Annotated in this window: 19 protein-coding genes and 1 tRNA gene; 10 read left to right on the top strand and 10 right to left on the bottom strand. The window is 59.2% G+C overall.

From position 1 onward, the window contains the following. Positions 1-4 precede the first annotated feature (4 nt). From AC1DX3_RS01260 to AC1DX3_RS01280, 5 genes are read right to left on the bottom strand one after another with little or no spacing between them, the layout of a single operon-like run. A complete protein-coding gene (locus AC1DX3_RS01260; RefSeq protein WP_476987417.1) occupies positions 5-817 on the bottom strand; it encodes an MBL fold metallo-hydrolase in 813 nt (270 codons plus the stop codon). Further along, positions 814-1,605, bottom strand: coding sequence for a TatD family hydrolase (locus tag AC1DX3_RS01265; protein ID WP_476987418.1), 792 nt, complete (start codon positions 1,603-1,605; stop codon positions 814-816). Before AC1DX3_RS01265 ends, AC1DX3_RS01260 begins: the two co-directional genes overlap by 4 nt. An 18-nt stretch (positions 1,606-1,623) precedes the next feature. After that, the gene (locus AC1DX3_RS01270) at positions 1,624-2,625 is read right to left on the bottom strand and encodes a DNA polymerase III subunit delta' (RefSeq protein WP_476987419.1); all 1,002 of its coding nucleotides are present in this window, start codon (positions 2,623-2,625) and stop codon (positions 1,624-1,626) included. Beyond that, positions 2,625-3,281 (bottom strand): dTMP kinase, encoded by a 657-nt coding sequence (gene tmk, locus AC1DX3_RS01275; protein WP_476987420.1) that lies wholly within the window; start codon positions 3,279-3,281, stop codon positions 2,625-2,627. Before tmk ends, AC1DX3_RS01270 begins: the two co-directional genes overlap by 1 nt. Before the next feature lie 45 nt (positions 3,282-3,326). After that, positions 3,327-4,046, bottom strand: coding sequence for a septal ring lytic transglycosylase RlpA family protein (locus AC1DX3_RS01280; protein ID WP_476987421.1), 720 nt, complete (start codon positions 4,044-4,046; stop codon positions 3,327-3,329). A gap of 286 nt (positions 4,047-4,332) precedes the next feature. Between AC1DX3_RS01280 and AC1DX3_RS01285 the strand changes: the two genes are divergently transcribed. The 6 genes from AC1DX3_RS01285 (at position 4,333) to AC1DX3_RS01310 (ending at position 9,064) form a co-directional block, all read left to right on the top strand. Continuing rightward, positions 4,333-4,422, top strand: a tRNA-Ser gene (locus AC1DX3_RS01285). Continuing rightward, positions 4,395-4,847 carry a thiol-disulfide oxidoreductase DCC family protein gene (locus tag AC1DX3_RS01290; RefSeq protein WP_476987422.1) on the top strand — a complete coding sequence of 151 codons (453 nt, stop codon included), beginning with the start codon at positions 4,395-4,397 and terminating at the stop codon, positions 4,845-4,847. Before AC1DX3_RS01285 ends, AC1DX3_RS01290 begins: the two co-directional genes overlap by 28 nt. A 10-nt stretch (positions 4,848-4,857) precedes the next feature. Further along, positions 4,858-5,949 carry an NAD(P)H-dependent flavin oxidoreductase gene (locus AC1DX3_RS01295; RefSeq protein WP_476987423.1) on the top strand — a complete coding sequence of 364 codons (1,092 nt, stop codon included), beginning with the start codon at positions 4,858-4,860 and terminating at the stop codon, positions 5,947-5,949. 26 nt (positions 5,950-5,975) lie between these two features. Continuing rightward, positions 5,976-6,860 carry a class I SAM-dependent methyltransferase gene (locus AC1DX3_RS01300; protein ID WP_476987424.1) on the top strand — a complete coding sequence of 295 codons (885 nt, stop codon included), beginning with the start codon at positions 5,976-5,978 and terminating at the stop codon, positions 6,858-6,860. Positions 6,861-6,920: 60 nt separating this feature from the next. Continuing rightward, the gene (locus AC1DX3_RS01305) at positions 6,921-7,541 is read left to right on the top strand and encodes a TfoX/Sxy family protein (RefSeq protein WP_476987425.1); all 621 of its coding nucleotides are present in this window, start codon (positions 6,921-6,923) and stop codon (positions 7,539-7,541) included. A 161-nt stretch (positions 7,542-7,702) separates the two neighbouring features. Next, positions 7,703-9,064 (top strand): glycoside hydrolase 5 family protein, encoded by a 1,362-nt coding sequence (locus tag AC1DX3_RS01310; RefSeq protein WP_476987426.1) that lies wholly within the window; start codon positions 7,703-7,705, stop codon positions 9,062-9,064. A 74-nt stretch (positions 9,065-9,138) separates the two neighbouring features. Here the strand turns inward: AC1DX3_RS01310 and AC1DX3_RS01315 are convergent, their stop codons facing one another. Further along, positions 9,139-9,981: a pirin family protein gene (locus AC1DX3_RS01315; RefSeq protein WP_476987427.1), complete on the bottom strand. Its 843-nt coding sequence runs from the start codon at positions 9,979-9,981 to the stop codon at positions 9,139-9,141. A 102-nt stretch (positions 9,982-10,083) separates the two neighbouring features. Between AC1DX3_RS01315 and AC1DX3_RS01320 the strand changes: the two genes are divergently transcribed. Further along, positions 10,084-10,989 carry a LysR family transcriptional regulator gene (locus AC1DX3_RS01320; protein WP_476987428.1) on the top strand — a complete coding sequence of 302 codons (906 nt, stop codon included), beginning with the start codon at positions 10,084-10,086 and terminating at the stop codon, positions 10,987-10,989. Here the strand turns inward: AC1DX3_RS01320 and AC1DX3_RS01325 are convergent. After that, positions 10,986-11,687 (bottom strand): hypothetical protein, encoded by a 702-nt coding sequence (locus AC1DX3_RS01325; RefSeq protein WP_476987429.1) that lies wholly within the window; start codon positions 11,685-11,687, stop codon positions 10,986-10,988. The two genes, AC1DX3_RS01320 and AC1DX3_RS01325, sit on opposite strands and share 4 nt — an antisense overlap. On the opposite strand from AC1DX3_RS01325, the gene AC1DX3_RS01330 reads away from it, so the two are divergent. Continuing rightward, positions 11,686-11,943, top strand: coding sequence for a sulfurtransferase TusA family protein (locus AC1DX3_RS01330; protein ID WP_476987430.1), 258 nt, complete (start codon positions 11,686-11,688; stop codon positions 11,941-11,943). The genes AC1DX3_RS01325 and AC1DX3_RS01330 overlap by 2 nt on opposite strands. Before the next feature lie 147 nt (positions 11,944-12,090). Then, entirely contained in the window at positions 12,091-13,419 is a 1,329-nt protein-coding gene (locus tag AC1DX3_RS01335) for a diguanylate cyclase domain-containing protein (protein ID WP_476987431.1), read from the top strand. On the opposite strand, the gene mfd is transcribed toward AC1DX3_RS01335, so the two are convergent. Further along, entirely contained in the window at positions 13,416-16,901 is a 3,486-nt protein-coding gene (gene mfd, locus AC1DX3_RS01340) for a transcription-repair coupling factor (RefSeq protein WP_476987432.1), read from the bottom strand. The two genes, AC1DX3_RS01335 and mfd, sit on opposite strands and share 4 nt — an antisense overlap. Further along, positions 16,898-17,182, bottom strand: coding sequence for an FAD assembly factor SdhE (locus AC1DX3_RS01345; RefSeq protein ID WP_476987433.1), 285 nt, complete (start codon positions 17,180-17,182; stop codon positions 16,898-16,900). The genes mfd and AC1DX3_RS01345 overlap by 4 nt, the downstream gene beginning before the upstream one ends. A 65-nt stretch (positions 17,183-17,247) precedes the next feature. On the opposite strand from AC1DX3_RS01345, the gene recG reads away from it, so the two are divergent. Beyond that, positions 17,248-19,314: an ATP-dependent DNA helicase RecG gene (recG, locus tag AC1DX3_RS01350; RefSeq protein WP_476987434.1), complete on the top strand. Its 2,067-nt coding sequence runs from the start codon at positions 17,248-17,250 to the stop codon at positions 19,312-19,314. Here recG and AC1DX3_RS01355 read toward each other — a convergent pair. Next, on the bottom strand, positions 19,311-20,435 hold the full coding sequence (locus AC1DX3_RS01355) for a DUF3089 domain-containing protein (RefSeq protein ID WP_476987435.1): 1,125 nt from the start codon (positions 20,433-20,435) through the stop codon (positions 19,311-19,313). The genes recG and AC1DX3_RS01355 overlap by 4 nt on opposite strands. Between the last annotated feature and the right edge of the window lie 19 nt (positions 20,436-20,454).

A 20,454-nucleotide genomic window follows, 5' to 3' on the forward strand; every position in this document is an offset into this window, starting at 1 on the left:
CTGGCTACAGCCGGATATCAAAAGACATTTGATCGAAAGCTGGCTCGACATGGGCCGGCAATTCGCGGCGCAAAGCCTCATAATCCAGTTCCTGATGCAGATTCGTTAAAACGGCGCGCTCAGGACGAAAATGCTCAATCCAGGCCAAGGTCTTTTCGACATGCGAATGCGTCGCATGCGGTTTGTGGCGCATGGCGTCGACGACCCACAATTTCAAACCTTGCAGGGCCGGATAGCTTTCTTCGGGGATATCCGAAATATCGCTGGAATAGGCGACGTCGCCGATACGGTAGCCGACCGACTGAATCGGGCCGTGATGTTGAGCGAAGGTCACGACGGGCAGGGCACCGCCCTCCCCCTCTATCGCCCACGGCGTGCCATGCGGCGGAATCAAGCGATCATTGCAAATCGGCGGATAGCCCATCAGGCCGGTAAAAACATAGCCGAAGCGCCGCCGGAAGGTTTCGCGGGTCGCTTCATCCATATAGCCGTCGATCGGTCCACCGCGCGCAAAGGTGAAGGCGCGCATATCGTCTATGCCGTGGGTCTGATCGGCGTGGTCGTGAGTCCACAGGATGGCATCGATGGCGCGAACTTTGGCGCGCACCATCTGTTCGCGGAACTCAGGCGCGGTGTCGATCACGACCGAGGTTAGCTTTTCCGGCGTACCTTCATGATGCAGGCCGAACCAGGCGGAACAGCGCGACCGGCGATTTTTTGGATTTTGCGGATCGCAAGCACCCCAATAACCATCGATGCGCGGCACGCCGGTCGAACAGCCGGAACCGAGAATCTTGAGTTTCAGGACCTGGCTCATGGCCGCGGGATCTTGTCGAACAGAGCAAAAAAGGCGTCGTGCGTTTTGGCGCGCGTATCGTCCAGGCTCCAGCCGCGGATATCGGCCAGCTTGGTATAGACGTGCGGCACGAAGGCCGGCTCATTGCGTCGGCCGCGCATCGGGATCGGCGCGAGATACGGACAGTCGGTTTCGATGATAATCTTATCGGCCGGCATATCCTTGATAATGTCGCGGACCTCCTGGGCGGCTTTGAAGGTCGCTATGCCGGAGACCGAAAACCAGGCGCCGAGGTCCGCGCAGATGCGCGCCAATTCCGGGCCGCTGGTGTAACAATGCAGCAGCAGTTTGAAAGCGCCGGCAGCATGTTCTTCACTGAGAATCTGGCCCATGACGTCGTCGGCTTCCCGGGTATGGACAACCAGAGGCAGGCCGCTTTGGCGCGCTGCGGCGATATGGGTGCGGAACACACTTGCCTGAATATCGCGCGGGCTGAAGTCGTAATGAAAGTCGAGCCCGCATTCACCAATACCGACGACGCGCGGTTTGGCGGCCAATTCAAGCAAGGTATCGACGGTGAGATCGGGATTTTCGCGGGCCTCATGCGGGTGTGTGCCGGCCGTGGCCCAGATGTCGTCTTGATCGGCGGCGAAGGCGTAGACCGCATCGAAATTTGATACGCGATCGCAGATATTAAGCATTAAACCGACGCCAGCCGCACGGGCACGGGCTATTACCGCGTCGCGATCTTCATCGAATTGCGGGGCATGCAGATTGACGTGGGAATCAATATAAAGGCAATCAACCATCAAAATTCACTTATTGGATTAATTAAGAGCGGCCAGGTCATTGTAAACAGACCAGAAATAGTCGCCACGATCAAGATTGATGCCTTCGACTTCGCCAACCGCTGAATTCAATTTGACCCATAGTTGCGAGATAGATTGGCCGATTTGTGGCGTCTCGGCGCTTAAGGCGCGTTCATGCAAACGATCCGTCAGGCAGGCCATGAAGGTGGCGAACTTCTTCGCCCCGTCGTTTTTGGAGTTCGAAGTTTTGAACATTGCGGCGGCGGCCATCAGCTCCGGCCGCGACGGTAAAGGCCGCTCCAGCAGCTTGCCGGCGAAGCTGTCCATCTCAAGAGCGCCTTCTTCCATAAGGCTTAGCGCCTTACCCGGCGCGCCGTGGGCCAGCCGGACCAGGCGCCCCAGAGACTCTTCGTCGACCTCAGCGCGGCTCTTCAAAAAGTCGCCGACCGCCTCGTCCGTCCATGGCACGAAGTTCAGCCGACGGCAGCGCGAACGGATGGTCGCCAACAATTTGCCGGGTGAATGGGAGATCAAAAAGATGATGCCCTTATGCGGCGGTTCCTCAAGGATTTTCAGCAAGGCATTGGCGGAATTGATATTTAGGTCATCGACGGAGTCGATAATACAGACACGATAGGGCGAACGCGACGGCGCCTTGGAAAAGAACTCGCCGATTTCACGCACGGCGTCGACACTGATATTCTTCTTCAGCTTGGTGTCGCCCATTTCGCGTTCCAGGGCCAGCAGGTCGGGATGGGACTGGGCCGTAATCAAGCGAACATCGGGGTCTTCCGGCAACATGCCGAGCGCACCGAAACGATTGTCGCGCTGTTTGCCCATCAGGAAGCGCGCGCAACGATAGGCGAAACTGGCCTTGCCCAAACCTTGGGGACCGCACAACAGCCACGCGTGGTGCAGGCGGTTTTTCTCATAGGCTGACAGGAAGGCCTGGTCCGCCGCCTCGCCGCGTTCGAAGACAAAATTTTCGCGCGGATGGATCAATGGGCTCGCGTCGGCCATCACACGCCTCGCAGTTCCGGAAAGGCGGATTGAACCTGGCTCCAGATGTCGCCGGCTATGGCTTCGATTGTGCGGTCGGCGGCGACGATGCGATAGCGGTCGGGCACGGCGGCGGCGCGGTTGAGAAAGCCCTGACGCAGACGTTCGTGAAATCCAAGCCCCTTCGACTCGAAACGGTTTTCGACGTCGCCGCGGGCATGGGCGCGCTGCAGGCCGGTTTCGACCGGCATGTCCATGACGACGACCAGGTCCGGCTGCGTATCGGCGACCACCATGGTGTCGACCTGTTCGATGAATTCGGGCGCGACACCACCGCCGGCGCCTTGATAGGCGCGCGAGGAGTCGGCGAAGCGGTCGCTGACCACCCAGGCGCCACGCGCCAGGGCCGGCCGGATGACTTTTTCGAGATGGTCCGAGCGCGCCGCATACATCATGAGAAGTTCGCTGAGCGGCGACCAGCGCGCGGCCTCGCCCTGAACCAAGAGATCGCGCAACGATTCCGCGCCGGGCGATCCGCCGGGTTCACGCGTTTGCACAACCTCCAGCCCTTTGGCGCGCAGTTGCGCGACCAGGGTCTTGACCTGGGTGGACTTGCCTGCCCCCTCGCCGCCTTCGAATGCGATGAAACGGCCGTCTTGTTCGGATAATTTGCTCACGGGTCGAAATAGACCGGTTTTAGGTCCGGTCTCAAGCAAAATGTATCAACTGGCCGGCTTCAGGATCGCGTCGGGAAAGCCGGCGTCGATGGCGTCTTGACGATGGGTTTCTGCCGCGGCCGCGCCGGTGAAGGGACCGAGATAGACGACATAGAGATTGCCGCGTTTATCGACATGGGCGTCGTCGATGCGATCCTGGGCACTATCGGCATTGTCCTGTTGCGAGAAGGCGCCGAGTTGCACGATGTAACGCATACCGTCACCGGTATCGGCAACCTGCGCGGGGGCGACATAGACCGGCGCCGAATTGGCGGCGTCCGCGGGGCCCAGCCAGGTCACGCGGACCTTGGCCATGCCGGTGACCCCGAGCGCTTTTGCCGCGCCGCGTGACAGGTCGAGAATACGGTTGTCGGTGAACGGGCCGCGATCGTTGACGCGAACGCGAATGGTCTTGCCATTGTCGAGATTGGTGACCTCGGCGACGCTAGGCAGAGGGAAGGTCTTGTGGGCTGCCGATATGCCATCGGGTACGAACAGCTCGCCATCGGCCGTGTGGGCATTGGGGGATTCCGCGCCGTACCAGGACGCTACGCCGGTCTGTTCGTCACCGGCATCGGGGATTTTCGGATAATAGGTCCGGCCCCGAACCGTATAGGGTTTCATGTTGCCGGAATTATAGTAGGCATCCGGCGAAACGCGCGATCCCGGCGGCTTTCCGGGCACGCCGTGATAGGATGGCGATGTCGCGCAACCACTTAAAACCATAAGCGATACAAGGGCTAAGGCCGAAAAGCCTGAGACCGGAAGTGAGCTTTTTTGCTCAACGATTGACACTTAATCCTCCGGAAAAAGAGGCGGTGAACTGAACCTCACCATGGTGCCACTGTGAAGGCAAGAAGCAAAATCTTGGTTAAGAAGGTTTGAAGCCGTTGGATAGATCTCCGATTCAGAACGTCGCGCCGGACACATGCAATTTCCAAAGAATCCGTCATTCAAGGCTTGGCACAGTGAATGTCACGCGCTACAAGCCCAACCCTTGCGTCCGCGCAATGGACAGATGGCCGAGTGGTTTAAGGCAGCGGTCTTGAAAACCGCCGTAGGTGGAAGCCTACCGTGAGTTCGAATCTCACTCTGTCCGCCACGCGCACTTTGCCGCATGGTCATGACGCGCAACGCGTCTATACAGATATCATGCAAATCCCGCCCCTCACGGTTTGGTACAACACGAAATGTCCCGTCTGCGACGCCGGCATCGATTGGCAACGCAACCGACTGGTCAAGGCTGCGCGTGCCGGCGCCATCATGTTTCGTGACATCAATCTAGAGCCGGACGCCTTAAGCCCGATCGATATCGAAGAGATTCGCCGGCGGCTGCATGGCCGTGACGACAACGGCCGCCTATATATCGGCGGTGATTGCGCCATAGCCATTTGGGAACGCACGCCGGGCGATGGCTGGTTGGCGCGACTGGCGCGTTTGCCCGGATTACATGTGATGTGGTGCTTCGGTTACGACCGTTTTGCCGATCTGCTATACCTATGGAATCGTAGTCTGAAGCATTGGTGAGGAACACGGCATGAGCGGATGGCGTCGCAATGGCTTGATGGACAGGCTGGGCATCGATCTTCCCATCATTCAGGCGCCGATGGCCGGTTCCGATTCACCGGAGATGGCGATCGCGGTCGCCAAGGCTGGCGGTCTGGGGTCTTTGGCGTGCGCCACCTTGTCCGCCGAAGCCATCATGTCCGCAGTGCAGGACATACGAACCGCGACCGGCAAGCCTTTCAATCTCAACTTCTTTTGCCATGAGCCGCCCGTCGACGATCCGGCAGGTGAAGCCAGGTGGCGACAAACCCTCCTGCCCTACTTCCTCGAATTCGGACTCGATCCAGAAGCCCAGGTGCCGTTTGTCAACCGGTTACCGTTCGATGAGGCGCTTTGCGGCGTGGTTGAAACACTGCGCCCGCAGGTCGTCAGCTTCCATTTCGGATTGCCAGGCGGCGATTTGCTGGCTCGGGTCAAGGCCAGTGGCGCGTTGGTTTTATCGTCGGCAACCACGGTGGCTGAAGCCGTATGGCTAGAACAGAACGGTTGCGACGCCATTATTGCACAGGGTTTCGAGGCCGGCGGTCATCGCGGCATGTTCCTCAGCAAAGGCATCACTACGCAAACCGGCACACTGGCTTTGGTGCCGCAGATCGTCGACGCGGTGCGTATTCCGGTCATCGCCGCCGGCGGTATAAGCGACGGCCGTGGCATCGTAGCGGCCTTGGTATTGGGTGCGTCGGCAGTGCAATTGGGTACCGCCTATCTGTTCAGCCCTGAGGCCAGGATATCGCCAACCTATGCTCACGCATTGCATGAGGCCCAGGATCGGACGGCGGTAACGAATCTGTTCACCGGAAGGCCGGCACGCGGGATTATGAACCGGATTATGCAGGAACTCGGTGCCATGTCCGATTTAGCGCCTGAATTTCCCCTCGCCGGACGGGCTTTGGCCGGTTTGCGCGCCAAGGATCAGGCCGCCGGTCGAGCGGATTTCACTAATTTGTGGGCGGGCCAGGCCGCAATCTTCGGCCGCGCCCTGCCCGCCGGCGAATTAACACGACAATTGTCCGATGAGGCGTTATCGCGTCTGAAAACAGCGCACAATGATCTTGCCTTTTAAGGCTGCTCGGTTGCACACTCTGCCGCATGGTTGAATCGATCGAACATGTTTCCGACACGGCCTTTTGGGTTGCCTATTACCGCTGGCTCGAAACCCTGCGCAAGGACGCCTTGTTTCACGATCCTCTTGCTCTGAAGCTGATCGGAAAGCGCGGCGAGAAGCTCGCGAAACATATGGGCATCAAGACTGCCATGGCGTGGTCGATCTCGCTGCGGACCTATATTATCGACTCCTATATTCTTGAAGCGATCAAGAATGGCACGGATTGCGTCATCAATCTCGGTGCCGGGTTGGATACGCGTCCCTATCGGCTGGATCTGTCCGCGGACTTTCAATGGATCGAAGTCGATTTCCCACATATGATCGACTACAAGAACGAAACCTTGCGCGACGAGCGTCCGGCGTGCCGATTGCGGCGTATCGCTTGCGACCTGTCCGATGATACTGAACGCCAGCGGTTACTGATGGATCTTAACGGCCGCGGCGCCCGGATTCTGGTCCTGACCGAGGGCGTTGTACCCTATCTGACCAATGAGGCTGTGGCTGCCCTGGCCGGCGACCTGCATCAACAGGACCATATAACCCATTGGTTGACAGACTATTTTTCGCCATTGTTCAAAAAAATATCGGCGCGCGGCAATATCATGAAACAGCTTGAAAAGAACGCACCGTTTCGTTTCGACGCCGGTAATGATCCGCTCGATTGGCCGCGTTTTTTTGCCGGCAATGGCTGGCAAGTCGGCGAGATGCGCTTCATCGGTGAGGTCGGCCAGACGCTCGGCCGTGATTTACCAACAAACTGGCTGACGCGCATCCTGATGCGCTTTGCGCCCGAAGAGCGCTTGCGTCCCTATCGCCGTATGAACGGCTATGCCTTGCTGAAAAAAGGCCATGAGGTCGTAGCGCTCTAAGCGCAAGACTTTCTCAATACTTTCCTGCGACTCTTTGATTCCACAGACAAAAGAGTCGTTATGGCCAAGGCGCCGACACATTATCTTGCTGCCCTGCTCGAACCATGGGCGCCTATCGAGATCAAACGCATGTTCGGCGGTTTGGGCGCGTGGCGGGATGGCATTTTCTTTGCCCTGATCATCAAGGATATCGTCTATTTCAAGGTCGATGCGACGACACGTGCCGACTATGCCGCTCTGCATTCGGAGGCCTTTTCCTACGAGATCGTCAAGTATGGCGTGAAAAACCTCAAGATTATCGATGGGTTATGGCGCGTTCCCGATGAAATTCTCGAGGATCCGGACGTTGTGGTGCAGTGGGCGCAGAAGGCCTGGAACATAGCCCGCCTGAAACCCGACAAAGCTACGGCCAAGATTTCGGCCAAAGCCGATTCCAGCTATGAATTCAAAAACTTGGGGCGAAAATCTCTGCCACTTTTGCGCAGTGTCGGGATCAGCTCGAAACAGCAACTGGACGAAGTGGGCGCTATCGCTACCTATCAGCAGCTCAAGGCGCGCTATCCCAAAGAGGTCAGTCTCAACATGTTGTGGGCGCTTTATGCCGTCGTCAATCGCATGGACCTCAAGGATGTTACACCCGATATCAAGGATCACTTGAAGAGTTTGCTGACCGCGGTGTGACCGGTAGTGCCGGTCAGACCGCGCGGCCATACCTTCGCGAGTCTGAAGTATTACCTATTCCAAATTTATTTAATTTTCGCGGAAGACTTGCCGACGGGCGGTCATGCGCCTAGGCTCCGAATAAAGGGCAAACCTAAAAGACAAACCTGGGAGGATTCACCATGTCGCAGTTTTCACGTCGCAGCCTGCTCGCCACCGGAGTTAGCACTCTTGGCCTGGCCCTAGCCGGCTGCTCACTGGCCAAGCCCGATATGACAAGCGAGGCGCCGCAGGGTTCCGGCTTCGTCACGACCGATGGCATTCATTTCAAGTTGAAGGGCGACACCTACCGTTATGTCGGGGCCAATATCTGGTACGGTGCCTATCTCGGTTCGGCCGCCAGCTTCGGTAACCGTGATCGCCTGGTCAAGGAGTTGGACGATCTGAAGGCGCTGGGCGTCATTAATTTGCGCGTTCTGGGCTCGTCCGAACTATCCCCCCTGATCAACTCGCTCGACCCCGCTTTCAGCAATAAACCTGGCGATTACAATGCGGACCTGTTGACCGGGCTCGATTTCCTGATGGCCGAGTTGAACAAGCGCGACATGAAGGCCGTGCTCTACCTGACCAACTTCTGGGAATGGTCGGGCGGCATGGTGACCTACCAATATTGGACGAACGGCGGCAGCTATATCAACATGAATGATCCCAAGCACCCATGGCCGGAATTCGCCGATTTTTCCGCGCAGTTCTACAGCAGTGGCGCCGCCAAACAGGCCTATTGGGACTATATCAAGATGTTGGTCGAACGGACCAATTCGATCACCGGCAAGGCCTATAAGGACGATCCCGCCCTGATGGCCTGGCAATTGTCGAACGAGCCCCGCCCGGGCGGCAGCGACGCCGCGGTCAGCAAGAATACCCAAGACTATTACGGCTGGATCAAGGATACCTGCGCCCTTATACGCTCACTCGATTCCAACCATTTGATTTCGTTAGGACACGAGGGCCTGATGGGCGCCAACGGCCGGGAAGACATCGTCGTCGCCGCCCACGAACATATCGATTACCTGACGGCGCATATCTGGCCGCAGAACTGGAGCTGGGTCGATAAGAACGATCTCGGCGGCACGTTCGACGCCGGTGCAGCCAAGGTCCAGGACTATATCGATAAGCACATTGCTATCGCGCAAAAGCTCAATAAACCCCTGGTGTTTGAAGAATTTGGCTTTCCCCGGGACGGCGTCGTCTATGAGCCCGGCACACCGACCACCTATAAGGACCGGTTTTACGGCCTTATCTATGCTGCGGTCGAAGATGCGATCCGCCATGATACACCGGTCGCCGGCTCGAACTTCTGGGCTTGGGGCGGCGCCGGTCGCGCCTTGCACAGCGATTATCACATGTTGCGCGGAGAAACGGCCTATGTCGGCGATCCGCCGCATGAGCCTCAGGGTTGGTACAGCGTGTTCAACACCGATACCTCTACTCAGGCTTTGATCAAGGCGCACGCAGAGCATCTTCTAAGCCTGAAATCGGCTTAGGATTCTGACGAAAGCAACTGATTTTATGAAAAAAAGCCGCATCGACCAGGGGGAGGCGATGCGGCTTCACAGTATCAGGACGATTCGTTCTGATAATCTTTTAATGCCTCATGAAGGTCTTGCTGCGTGGTCATAACAAAGGGCCCGTGACGGGCTACTGGCTCTTTCAACGGACGCGCAGTGGCAACCAGCACACGGGCGCCCTCACCGCCGGCGACCAGGTTGAGGAGATTGCCCTTTCCCAGGATTCCCGCTTGGCCGACATTGACTAAGGTCTGGTCGATCGCGACGCCGCCTCCGCCATAGACGTAAACAAAGCCATCATGATCGTCAGGAATGTCGAGCGTGACCTCCCCCTCGGCCCGCAAAATGATGTCGGCGATGAAAGGTCGCGTTGTCGGCGGCATAATGGCGCCCATGAGGCCGTAATATTGCCCGGCCAGGACCTTGACCTCAGCAGACGGAAAAATGACGGCCGGGATATCGATCGCCGCGACAGGACGATAGGCCGCCGCCTGCGTCTTTTCGCTACCCGGAAGGTTAAGCCAAAATTGAAATCCGTGAGCAATACCGCTTTCGGGCACATCGATCTGCATAATGCCACGGCCGGCTGTCACCCACTGGGCGCCGCCGGGTTCGACCAGGTTTTTACCCCCTGCGTCGTCGTCATGGCACAAATGACCTGCGGTCATATAGGTCAAGATTTCGAAACCGCGGAACGGGCCGTGGGAAAAGTCCGAGGCGTTCTTCCCAAAGCGAAACTCTTCGAATAACAGGAATAGGTCAAGACGGTCGAGAGCGGCTGTTCCAAGGACGCGATTCCGTCGCACGCCATAGACGTCCGTTTCAGGCGACGTGTTGACCACCCGGGCAATGCGACGGGCGCGGTAGGCTTGTGGCTGAGATGACATATACATGAAAACGCCCTTTCCTCTCGCGTGCACGTCTTGTTATTCACCAAATAGTGGAATAACGATGTTTTCGGTAGACGTGCTTTTCACACCATGGTGTTGCATAATATGGAACAGTCACGACTCGACTTCGATGATTTGCGCGCGTTCTTCCTGGTCGCGGAGACCGGTAGTTTCGCCAGGGCGGCCCAGCGTTTAGACTCATCGAAGTCGATCGTATCGCGCCGGGTGGCCCGTCTGGAGACCACCCTATCGGCCTTGCTGCTGCAGAGAACGGCGCGCGGTACCCACCTGACCGAGGCCGGGCAGACCTATTATGAGGAGGCGCGGGCGGCATTGAGCCAACTCGAATGTGCCGCCGAAAACATTTCGCACTCGGCCGCGGATATCTCAGGACCGATACGCATTACGGCACCGGTGTTCTTCGGCAGCGAATATCTGGCGCCCGCCCTCAGCGAGTTCGTTCTGCATCATCCCAATGTCGAACTGCAGGTCAATTTCAGTGACGACAAGGTCGACCTGCTGGCAGATATGTACGATATCGCCGTGCGCTTGGGGCATTTGAGCGATTCCAGCCTGCCGTCGCGGCGCTTATGTCAGTCGAAGCGCGTCGTCGTCGGCAGTCCCGGCTATCTGTCCAAACATCCGCCGATTCTTCATCCCGAAGACCTGAAAACCCATGCGATCGTCCACTATAACGGGATCAATACGCAGGAAATCTGGCGTTATGAAGTGGCCGGCGAGGTCAGGATGTTGAGGATTTCGCCCCGCTTTCGTTCCAACAGCGCCGCCATGTTGATGAATGCCGCAAAGTCAGGTCTGGGCCTGACCCTGCTGCCGCTTTTCGTTACCGGCCGATTCATCCAATCGGGCGAGGTCGAGGTCGTCCTTCCCGATCAGGATTGGGGTGCGACGCCCGTGACCCTGCTGCTGCCGCAGGGGGGCGCGGCGACGCGGCGCGTGCGCACCCTGGTCGATTTTTTGGTGCAGAGGTTGCACAACACTATCATCTAAGGCTTGGCACCGGGCGGCGATGCCGCGGACACGCCCGACGCCGAGGCGCCTCCGATGGCCGGCAGGACAGCGACCTGGTAATCGGGCGGCGTCCGGAACCATTGCGGATCCTGTTTGGCGACGACGATGTCCGTCACCTGGAACAGGGGTTCATTTTTCCCCTGTTTGGTCATCTGCAGGATGACATTATCGGCGTTGACGCAAATCATGCCGGATTGGCCGAGATAGTTGGTAAATTCCATCACACGGCACGATCGGCCGGCCACCATGGAGGCACCGACCGCTTTCAGGGTCGCTGAATTGGTCATGACGGATAGGTCGACCGGCAACGGGATGATGCCATCGGCGCGATCGAGCGGAAACACCAGGGCGACCCGGTTTTGCCCGGTCGCCGTCATGGTGATCAGAACCCCCTTTTCACGATCGGCGATGAAAGTTTGCAAGACGCCGCCTGTCGTCACGTCGAGGCGAATTTTCGCTCCGGATTGCCGCAGTTCCATCGGCGTAGCAAAGCCAGCGACCTGAATACGGGCGTAGAGATCGACGTGGCCGGCGGTGCCGGCGTTAACGAACGTCTGGGCGCTTGCGCCCGACGCTGCCAGGATCGCGGCCATGACTACCAAGCCGAAATAACGCGCTATCGCCACCAACACTTTCGGACTCCCATATTCGCGGCCGTTATGCCAAGATTCGGACATGACGCCTAATGATACCAAGAGCTCGCCGGAGAACACCGTCCTGATCGATGCCCGCGGCCATCGCTGCCCGGTGCCGACGCTCAGGCTGCGCAGGGCCATGGAAAATGCGCCGACCGGCACGGTGTGGCAATTGTGGGCCGACGATCCGATGGCGCAAATCGATGTCCCGCATTTCTGCAATCAAAACAGATACCTGCTTCTGTCTTCTGAAGTGCGTGACGCCGCTTGGATCTTCACTGTCCGCCGTATGCTGTGACGGCATTTCCCTATTACAACTATCTTTACTGTTCCTGCTTAAGAATCGCCTATAAAACGCGTCCAGCTCACGCCCAAAAAACCACACGAAAATCACAGATACCATAATGATAGTAACAGCCCGGGCGTTGACAAAGGAGCGGACATCTTGACCCTTCATGCGCGTCTGTTGTTGCTGTCCGCAGACGATATGTGGCTGCAGGGCTGGGGTGAAAGCCTCGATCGCCTGGGTTTGCGTACACTTGCCGCGTTGTCGTCCGATTCCGCCTGCGCCGCCCTTGCCGATCTGCAAATCGAAGCCGTCCTGGTCGACGATGCCTGTCACGAGCTGACTCCCGATCTGGTGAAAGACCTGCGCGTGGCATGTTGGCCGCGCCGCCTGCCGGTCATCATGATGCGTCATGACGACAACTACGCCATCCCAGCCGGCTGGGACATGGTGTTCACCCGGGACGCCCATCCCCAGCAGATTTTGCTCAATATCGAGCATATGGTGCGTGCCTGCGTAGCCGAAGAAGAATACGATACGCGCTGCGAAACCTTCAAGAGCGGCATGCAACCGCTTGACAAATTGATGGAAAGCCAACCGCCGCTGAGTATCTTGTCGGTTGGTCAGCCCGATCCGGAATATTTGGCCCTCACCCATACGCTGCGCGGCCAAGGTGTCGAGGTTTTTGCGGCTCTGTCGTCCTATTCCGCCTTCGATTATCTGCACGACAAGACATTCGATGCTGTCTTGCTGTGGGGTGGTGCGCAACCAGCCGAGGCATTGGCAATCGCAGCTGGCATGCGCCGCAATACACGGCTTTATCATACACCGGTTCTTTTGCGCCTGAACAAGCTGGTTGAACTCGATCTCGGCGACGCCTTTATGCGTGGCGTCAACGATATCGCCAATCCCAAGGCGTCGGTTGCCGAAATCAGCGACCGTCTGATCCGGTTGGCCGGCGTGCACCGCCGCCATCTGACGATCCGCAAGACGCTGGAATCGATGCGCCACAATCCGCAGATGGACAAGACGACCGGCCTGTTCGGCCGCGACCTGTTCGCCGCCCATCTGGCCCGCCTGTCGAAGGCCGCCAGCGACCGCAATCGCCCCTTGAGCATTTGTGTTTTGAAGATCGCCGAGACGCCGGACATCATCCGTGCCCGCCAGCGCAAGATGCTTGAGCGCGCCGTGCCGCAGATCGGTTCGATGATCGCGCGCCTGGTGCGCGCCGAAGATACCGGCGGTCGGTTGTCCAACGACGTCTTCGCCTTGGCCCTGCCGGCGACGCAACTGGAATCGGCGCGCAACGTTGGAGAACGTATATCGGCGGTGATCGGCTGTACGGCGTTCGATTCCGGCGGTGGCAAGCCACCCTATGTCGTCGAATTCGATGTCGGCGTCGCCCAGATGTTGGAAGGCGAGCCGGCCGGTGTCGCCCTGACCCGTGCGGCGGCGTCGATCAACAAGCAGAACCAGGAAGCGGTTTAAGCAGGCTCCATCGCCGCCAAGCGCGCCAGGTCGCGCATGACGCGTTCGGCTGCCGCCAGGCGTTCACCGGCATCCGGCCATTCACCCTTGACCATCAATTTCTGATCCGGACGCAGCCGCCAATCGGGCCGCGTAGGAATGAAACCGATCAAGGCCATCGGATTGGCGAAGCTGTCATTGCGGAAGGTGATGACGGCGCCTTTGGGCCCGATGTCGAGTTTCGAGACATTAGCCTGACGGCACAAGCCCTTGATTCCGACTACTTTTAGCAACTGTTCAGCTTCTTCTGGGATCGGCCCGAAGCGATCGATCAGTTCGGAGGCCAGGGCTTCGCGATCGTCGAGTTTTTCGGCTTCGGAGACGCGGCGATAGAGCGACAGGCGGATGTTGAGGTCGGGGATATAGCTTTCCGGGATCATGACGGCGACACCGGCATTGATCTGGGGCGACCAGCTGCGAGCATCGCTGGCGTCGGTGTTGAGGCGCAGTTCGGCGACGGCGTCCTCCAACATCTGCTGATAAAGCTCGACGCCGATTTCGCGGATGTGGCCCGACTGTTCATGGCCGAGGAGATTGCCGCCACCGCGGATGTCAAGATCGTGGCTGGCCAACTGGAAGCCGGCGCCGAGATTGTCGAGCGATTGCAAGACCTTGAGACGCTTTTCCGAGGCGATGCTCAAGGTCTTGTGCTGCGGCGTCGTCAGATAAGCATAGGCGCGGGTTTTCGAGCGGCCGACACGGCCGCGGATCTGATAGAGCTGAGCCAGGCCGAACATGTCGGCGCGGTGGACGATCAGGGTGTTGGCGGTCGGCACGTCGAGACCGGATTCGACGATGGTCGTCGACAGCAGAACATCGTATTGGCCTTCATAGAAGGCGTTCATAACGTCTTCGAGAGCGGTCGGCGCCAGTTGGCCGTGGCCGATGACGAACTTGACCTCAGGCACCTGGACACGAAGGAAATCAGCCACATCCGGCAGATCGCTGAGACGCGGCACAACGTAATAGACCTGGCCGCCGCGATACTTTTCACGCAGCAATGCCTCACGGAGAGCCACGGGATCATAGGGCAGTACATAGGTTCGAACGGCGATGCGGTCGACCGGCGGTGTGGCGATGATCGACATGTCGCGAATGCCCGACAGCGCCATTTGCAGGGTACGCGGGATCGGCGTCGCCGACAGAGCCAGCATGTGGACGTCGGCGCGGAAAGTCTTGAGCTTTTCCTTGTGTTTGACGCCGAAATGCTGCTCTTCATCAACGATTACAAGGCCCAAGTCCTTGAAGCTCACCTGCTCGGACAGCAGGGCGTGGGTGCCGATAACCACTTCGATCTCGCCCTTTTTCAAGCCTTCGCGGGTTTCGTCGGCGTCCTTACGCGGCACCAGCCGGGACAATTGGCGGACACGGATTGGCCAGCCCTGGAAGCGTTGGCTGAAGGTCTTGAAATGTTGGCGCGCCAGCAAGGTGGTCGGGCAGACGATCGCGACCTGTTCGCCGGACATGGCGACGACGAAGGCGGCGCGCAGGGCGACTTCGGTCTTGCCGAAACCGACATCGCCGCAGATGAGACGGTCCATCGGCTGGCCCCTGGCGAGGTCTTCGAGAACATCGGCGATGGCGTTCAGTTGGTCGTCGGTTTCTTCGTAGGGGAACTGGGCGCAGAACTCGTCATAGAGGCCAGCCGGCGGATCAATCGTCTGGCCTTGCTTCATGGCGCGCGCGGCCGCCAATTGGATCAGACCGTCAGCCATGGCGCGCAGGCGTTCCTTGGCCTTGGCCTTGCGGCCCTGCCAGGCGGCGGAACCCAGGCGGTCGAGTTGTGCGCTGTCACTGTCGGCGCCGTAGCGCGTCAGGAGGTCGATGTTTTCGACCGGCAGGTAAAGCTTAGCGTCGGCAGCATATTGCAGATCGAGACAATCGTGTGGTGCGCCGTTGACATCGAGGGTCTTGAGGCCGTCGTAACGGCCGATGCCGTGTTCGATATGGACGACAAGGTCGCCGGGCGACAGGGCCGAGGCTTCGGCGAGGAAGTTTTGCGCCCGGCGCCGTTTGCGTGGGCGCGCCAGGCGGTCACCCAGGATATCGGTTTCGGAGATGACAGCCAGGGATTCGGTTTCGAAGCCATGGTCGAGCGGCAGGACGGCGCGCTGGATCGGCTTGACCTTCGTGCCGGCGACGCCGAAATCCTGGGCGTCCTTCCATGAGGCCGCCAAGCGCAGGGCGCCGAGGCCGTGATCCGCCAGCATGATACCCAGACGATCCGAGGAGCCATCGGTCCATGAAGCGAAGATGACGCGCTTGCCTTGCTTGGCCAGCGCCTTGGCGTGGTCGGTGACGGCGGCGAAGAGATTGACGCTGTCGAGCAGGCGTTCCTGCGAGAAGTTGCGCCCCAAGCGCCCGCCGAGATCGACGACGTTGGCACCTTCGCGTTCGAACGGCTCGAAACGACGAACGCGTTGGCCAGACAGTGCGGCCTTCCAATGGGCTTCATCGAGATAAAGCCGCTGCGGCGGCAGGGCGCGATAGGCCGAGCCGCCCTTTTCTTTTGCCGCTTCGGCACGCAGGGCATAGGCATCGTCGACCGTGGCGGCGCGCTCGGCAAAGGCATTGTCGGCCAGAGCGTCGAGCATGATCAGGGTCTTGGCCGGCAGATAATCGAAGATACTGTCCAGGCCATCATAGAAGAGCGGCAGCAGGTGCTCGATGCCCTGGCGGCGGATGCCGGCCGACAGGGCGGTATAGAGCGGATCATCGCCGGCGGCGCCGAAGGTTTCGAGATAGTTCTGGCGAAAGCGTTTGATGCTGTCGGCATCCATGCGGACTTCGGAGACCGAAGTGAATTCCAGGCTCTGGATTTGTTTCAACGAGCGCTGGGTTTCTGGATCGAAACTGCGGATCGATTCCAAACTGTCGCCGAAGAAGTCGAGCCGCATGGGCTCGTCATGACTAGGCGAAAAGACATCGAGCAGCCCGCCGCGGACGGCGAATTCGCCGCGCTCGGCGACGGTGGAGACACGGGTATAGCCGTGATTCGCGAAATAGGTGTCGAGGTCGGCAATGTCCATGGTCATGCCGGGGCGCAGGCTAAGGCGCCCTTCGTTGATGACCTTTTGCGGCGGCACTTTCTGCATCATGGCCGAGGCCGTGGTCAGCATGAGGACCGGTGTCGCCGGCTTTTGCACCTTATAGGCCGCCAGGCGCGACAGGGCGTACATGCGTTGTGCCACGATGCCTGGCGTCGGGCTCATGCGGTCATAGGGCAGGCAATCCCAGGCCGGCAGGCTGAGGATCTCAAGTTCGGGCGCGAAGAATTTCAGCGCCTCGATGACGGCGTTCATGCGGGCAAAGTCACGCGCCACGAAGACGCTTAAACCGCCCGCTTTGGCGAGTTCGGCGGCGATCAGGCTTTCAAAGCCTTCCGGCGCGCCGCTGAGTGTGAGGGCGTGGTCGGCGCGGGCAAGATCAGGCAGGGATGTCATGTCAATTTCGTATGAGCAATTTTATAGAAGACATTGAGCTGCTTCATGATTTCCGACTGGAACTCCGGCGGAGTGGGGTCGCGCTCGATGATCCACCCATATAGGTCCTGATCAGGCACTTCCAACAGCACTTCGAAAATATCTAGGTCGGCATCGCTCATGGTCGGGAGATAGTCGTCGGCGAAATGGCCCAAGACGATATCGGCTTCCTTGAAACCGCGCCGCCACGCCCGAAACGACAGTTTGCGCAAGCGTGCTTCCCTTATCTCGTCCTTGCTCACAGCATTCACCTCATCAATCGCACGCCGGCCCTTCTCATAAAGCATTTTTGGTGCTTGATAAGCCCATGCGCCCAGAAATTTTGTTTCCCTATTTCGCCGATGTCACCAGCGTCAAAGGCGTCGGCCCGAAAATCGCGCCGATCCTTGCGCAGCATACGGGAACGCATCTCCGCGACCTGGCGTTTTTTCTGCCGACGGGGGTGATCAAACGGCCGCTGGTGCCGTTATCACGCGCGCGAATCGGTGAGATCCAGACCGTGGCCGTGACCATCGGCGGATACCCGCCCGCGCCGTCCAAGGGGCCGCAGCGCATCGAGACCTTCGACGACCATGATCGGCTGACCCTGGTTTATTTCCATCGCATCCGTGGTTTCGAGAACCAGCATCCTGTCGGCTCCAGGCGCTTGATCAGCGGGCGTGTCGAAGCGTTCAATCATAATCTGCAAATGGCGCATCCGGACTATATCGTCGCCGAAGACAATGCCGGCGATATTCCCGCGTGCGAGCCGGTCTATCCGGCGACACTCGATCTCGGTTCCCGGACGATCCGGAAGCTGGCGCAGACGGCTCTTCACGTCCTGCCCGAACTGCCGGAGTGGCACGACAAGGCGATCATCGACAAGTACGGCTGGGTGACGTTCCATCAGGCGCTTGAGATGGGGCATAATCCCCAGAGCGAGTATGAGTTGGCGCCGGAAGCGCCGGCGCGGCAACGCCTGGCCTATGACGAGGCCCTGGCGCATCAACTGGCGCTGAAAGGTCGTAAACAGTACCGTCATGATTCACCGGCGCGGGTAATCGATTTTCGTGCCTTGGCCGACAAGGCCCTGACCGCCCTTCCCTTCGGTTTGACCGGCGCTCAGGTTCGGGCGCTCGACGATATTCGCGGCGATTTGCGGTCGGGCCATCGCATGAATCGGCTGATTCAGGGCGATGTCGGCGCCGGCAAGACACTGGTCGCGCTTCTCGCCATGATCGACCTGGCGGAAGGTAACTTTCAGAGCGTCATGATGGCGCCGACGGAAATTCTGGCGCGCCAGCATTTTGAAAAATCCCTGGCGATTCTGGAGCCTCTGGGTATTTCCTCACTGATCATGACTGGGCGCGACAAGGGCCAGATCCGTGAACGCAAGCGCGCCATGGTCGCTTCCGGCGAAGCGCAGATCATATTCGGCACGCACGCGGTGTTTCAGGAAGGTGTCGATTTCCACGCCCTGCAATTGGCCGTTATCGACGAGCAGCACCGCTTCGGTGTCGGTCAACGTCAGAAGCTGTTTAACAAGGGCGACGCCGTCCATTACCTGTCGATGTCGGCGACTCCGATCCCGCGCACCCTCGCCCTCACCCAATATGGTGAGGCCGATCTCAGTGTGCTGGACGAAAAGCCGCCCGGGCGTCAGCCGATCCACACGGCCGTCATTCCGCGGCAACGCCTACCCGATGTGATGGCGCGACTAGCGACGGCTTTGGCCAGCGGATCGCAGGCCTATTGGATATGTCCTCTGGTCGAAGACACGGCCGAATCCGATTTGATCGCCGTCGAGCTGCGTCATAGCGAATTGCAGGACGCCTTGGGCATCGAGATCGGTCTGGTGCACGGTCGTATGGCGTCGGAGGACAAGGATTCGGTCATCAGTCGTTTTGCCGCCGGCGAGTTGAAGATTCTGTGCGCCACGACGGTCGTCGAGGTCGGCATAGATGTGCCGACGGCGTCGATCATCATCATCGAACAAGCCGAGCGCTTCGGCCTGGCGCAACTGCATCAATTGCGCGGCCGGGTCGGGCGAGGTCGCGACAAGAGCGCCTGTATCCTGCTTTACGATACGCCGTTGTCGAACAATGCCAAGACGCGCTTGGAACTGCTGCGCGACACCGAAGACGGCTTCAAGATCGCCGAAATGGACTGGAAACTGCGTGGTGAAGGCGATATTTTGGGGGCTCGGCAATCCGGCTTTCCCGATTATCGCTTCGTCGATCCGGTCGCTCACACCCATCTCATCGCCATGGCGGCGCGCGATGCTGTCTATATTCTGACCCATGGCGAGGCCCTGCCGGAAACCAGGCGCAAGGCGATCGAGATATTGAGACAGCTGTTCGACTGGCGCGCCGACCACGTCGACAAACAGGATTAGCTTGGCTTGGCTGCTTGAAAGGCCTGCCAGCGCGTCTGGACATCGGCCTGAAGATCCCCGTAGAACAGGTTGTAGGGATTGACTTTTCTCTGATCTTCCCAGGTGCCGCCGTCGCGGAAGGACGGTGACGATGGCTTGTCGACAAATAGCAGTCCGCCCAGGCAGCGCGCCGATACCTTACGGGCCATCAAGGCGGGTTCCGTGCCCCATTCCAGGCCGGTAGCGTTGGTGGCGCCCAGCGATTTCTTGGCCTCGATCTCGCCGGCATCGGCACCGCCGCTCAACGGGTTAACGCAGACCGCTTTTTGTGTGCCCAGAGCCTGGAGATTGTCGCCATCCCAATAGACGGCCTTCTGCAGGACCTGCAGCGCCAGGTCCGGGCGGCCGGAATCGACCGTGACATAGGCGACGACACAGCCGATCTGTTGCCGCGACAGACAGGCCGGCGCTATGACCGCAGGATTGCCGAACTGGCTTTCCGGCACCCGCGTTTCGAGCATATAGGCTGCGACCAGTTGCGCCTTCAGCTCCGGGTCCGGCACCACGACGTCGCGGATCAGACGTTCGGCCAGCAGACCGCCCTGCTCGACCCCGACAATGACGAAACCGCGCCCGCCGCGCCGCGTCTTGAGAAAACGCTGAAACGCCGCCAAGGCATCCGTATAGGCAAATTGCCGGGCTTCGCGCGCATCGTCGCGCAGGGTCAACTGGGTATAAAGGCTGGCCTGGCGGTATTTCGGCGCATAGATATTGCCCATGATGCTGAACGGCGCGGCATAGTTAGGTAATTGTTGACGTTGGACTTCGTTTGCCACCGCATTACTGTCCGTCGCCCCGAGCCAGGCCTTGCCACCATCATAGCTGGTGGCATGGAGGAAAAAGACGTCGACCTTGCGCGGGTCGGCATAGTAGCGGGCAATCGCCGGGTTGAGGTACCAGGCGTCAGCCTTGGTATAGTCGGGCGCCTCGGGCGGGCGGTAGACTTGGAACGGTATCTTGGGGTCGAGATAGTTGAGGTGGATGTCGTTTTGTAGATAGAGAAACGCCAGGGTCAGGAACGCCCCAATGGCAAAGCCGATGGCAATGCTCAGCTTGCGTTTCTGTAAGATCTGTTTCCACATCGACAAGGGTATTTCCTTA

This window comes from Asticcacaulis sp. P2_B1 (assembly GCF_056404915.1).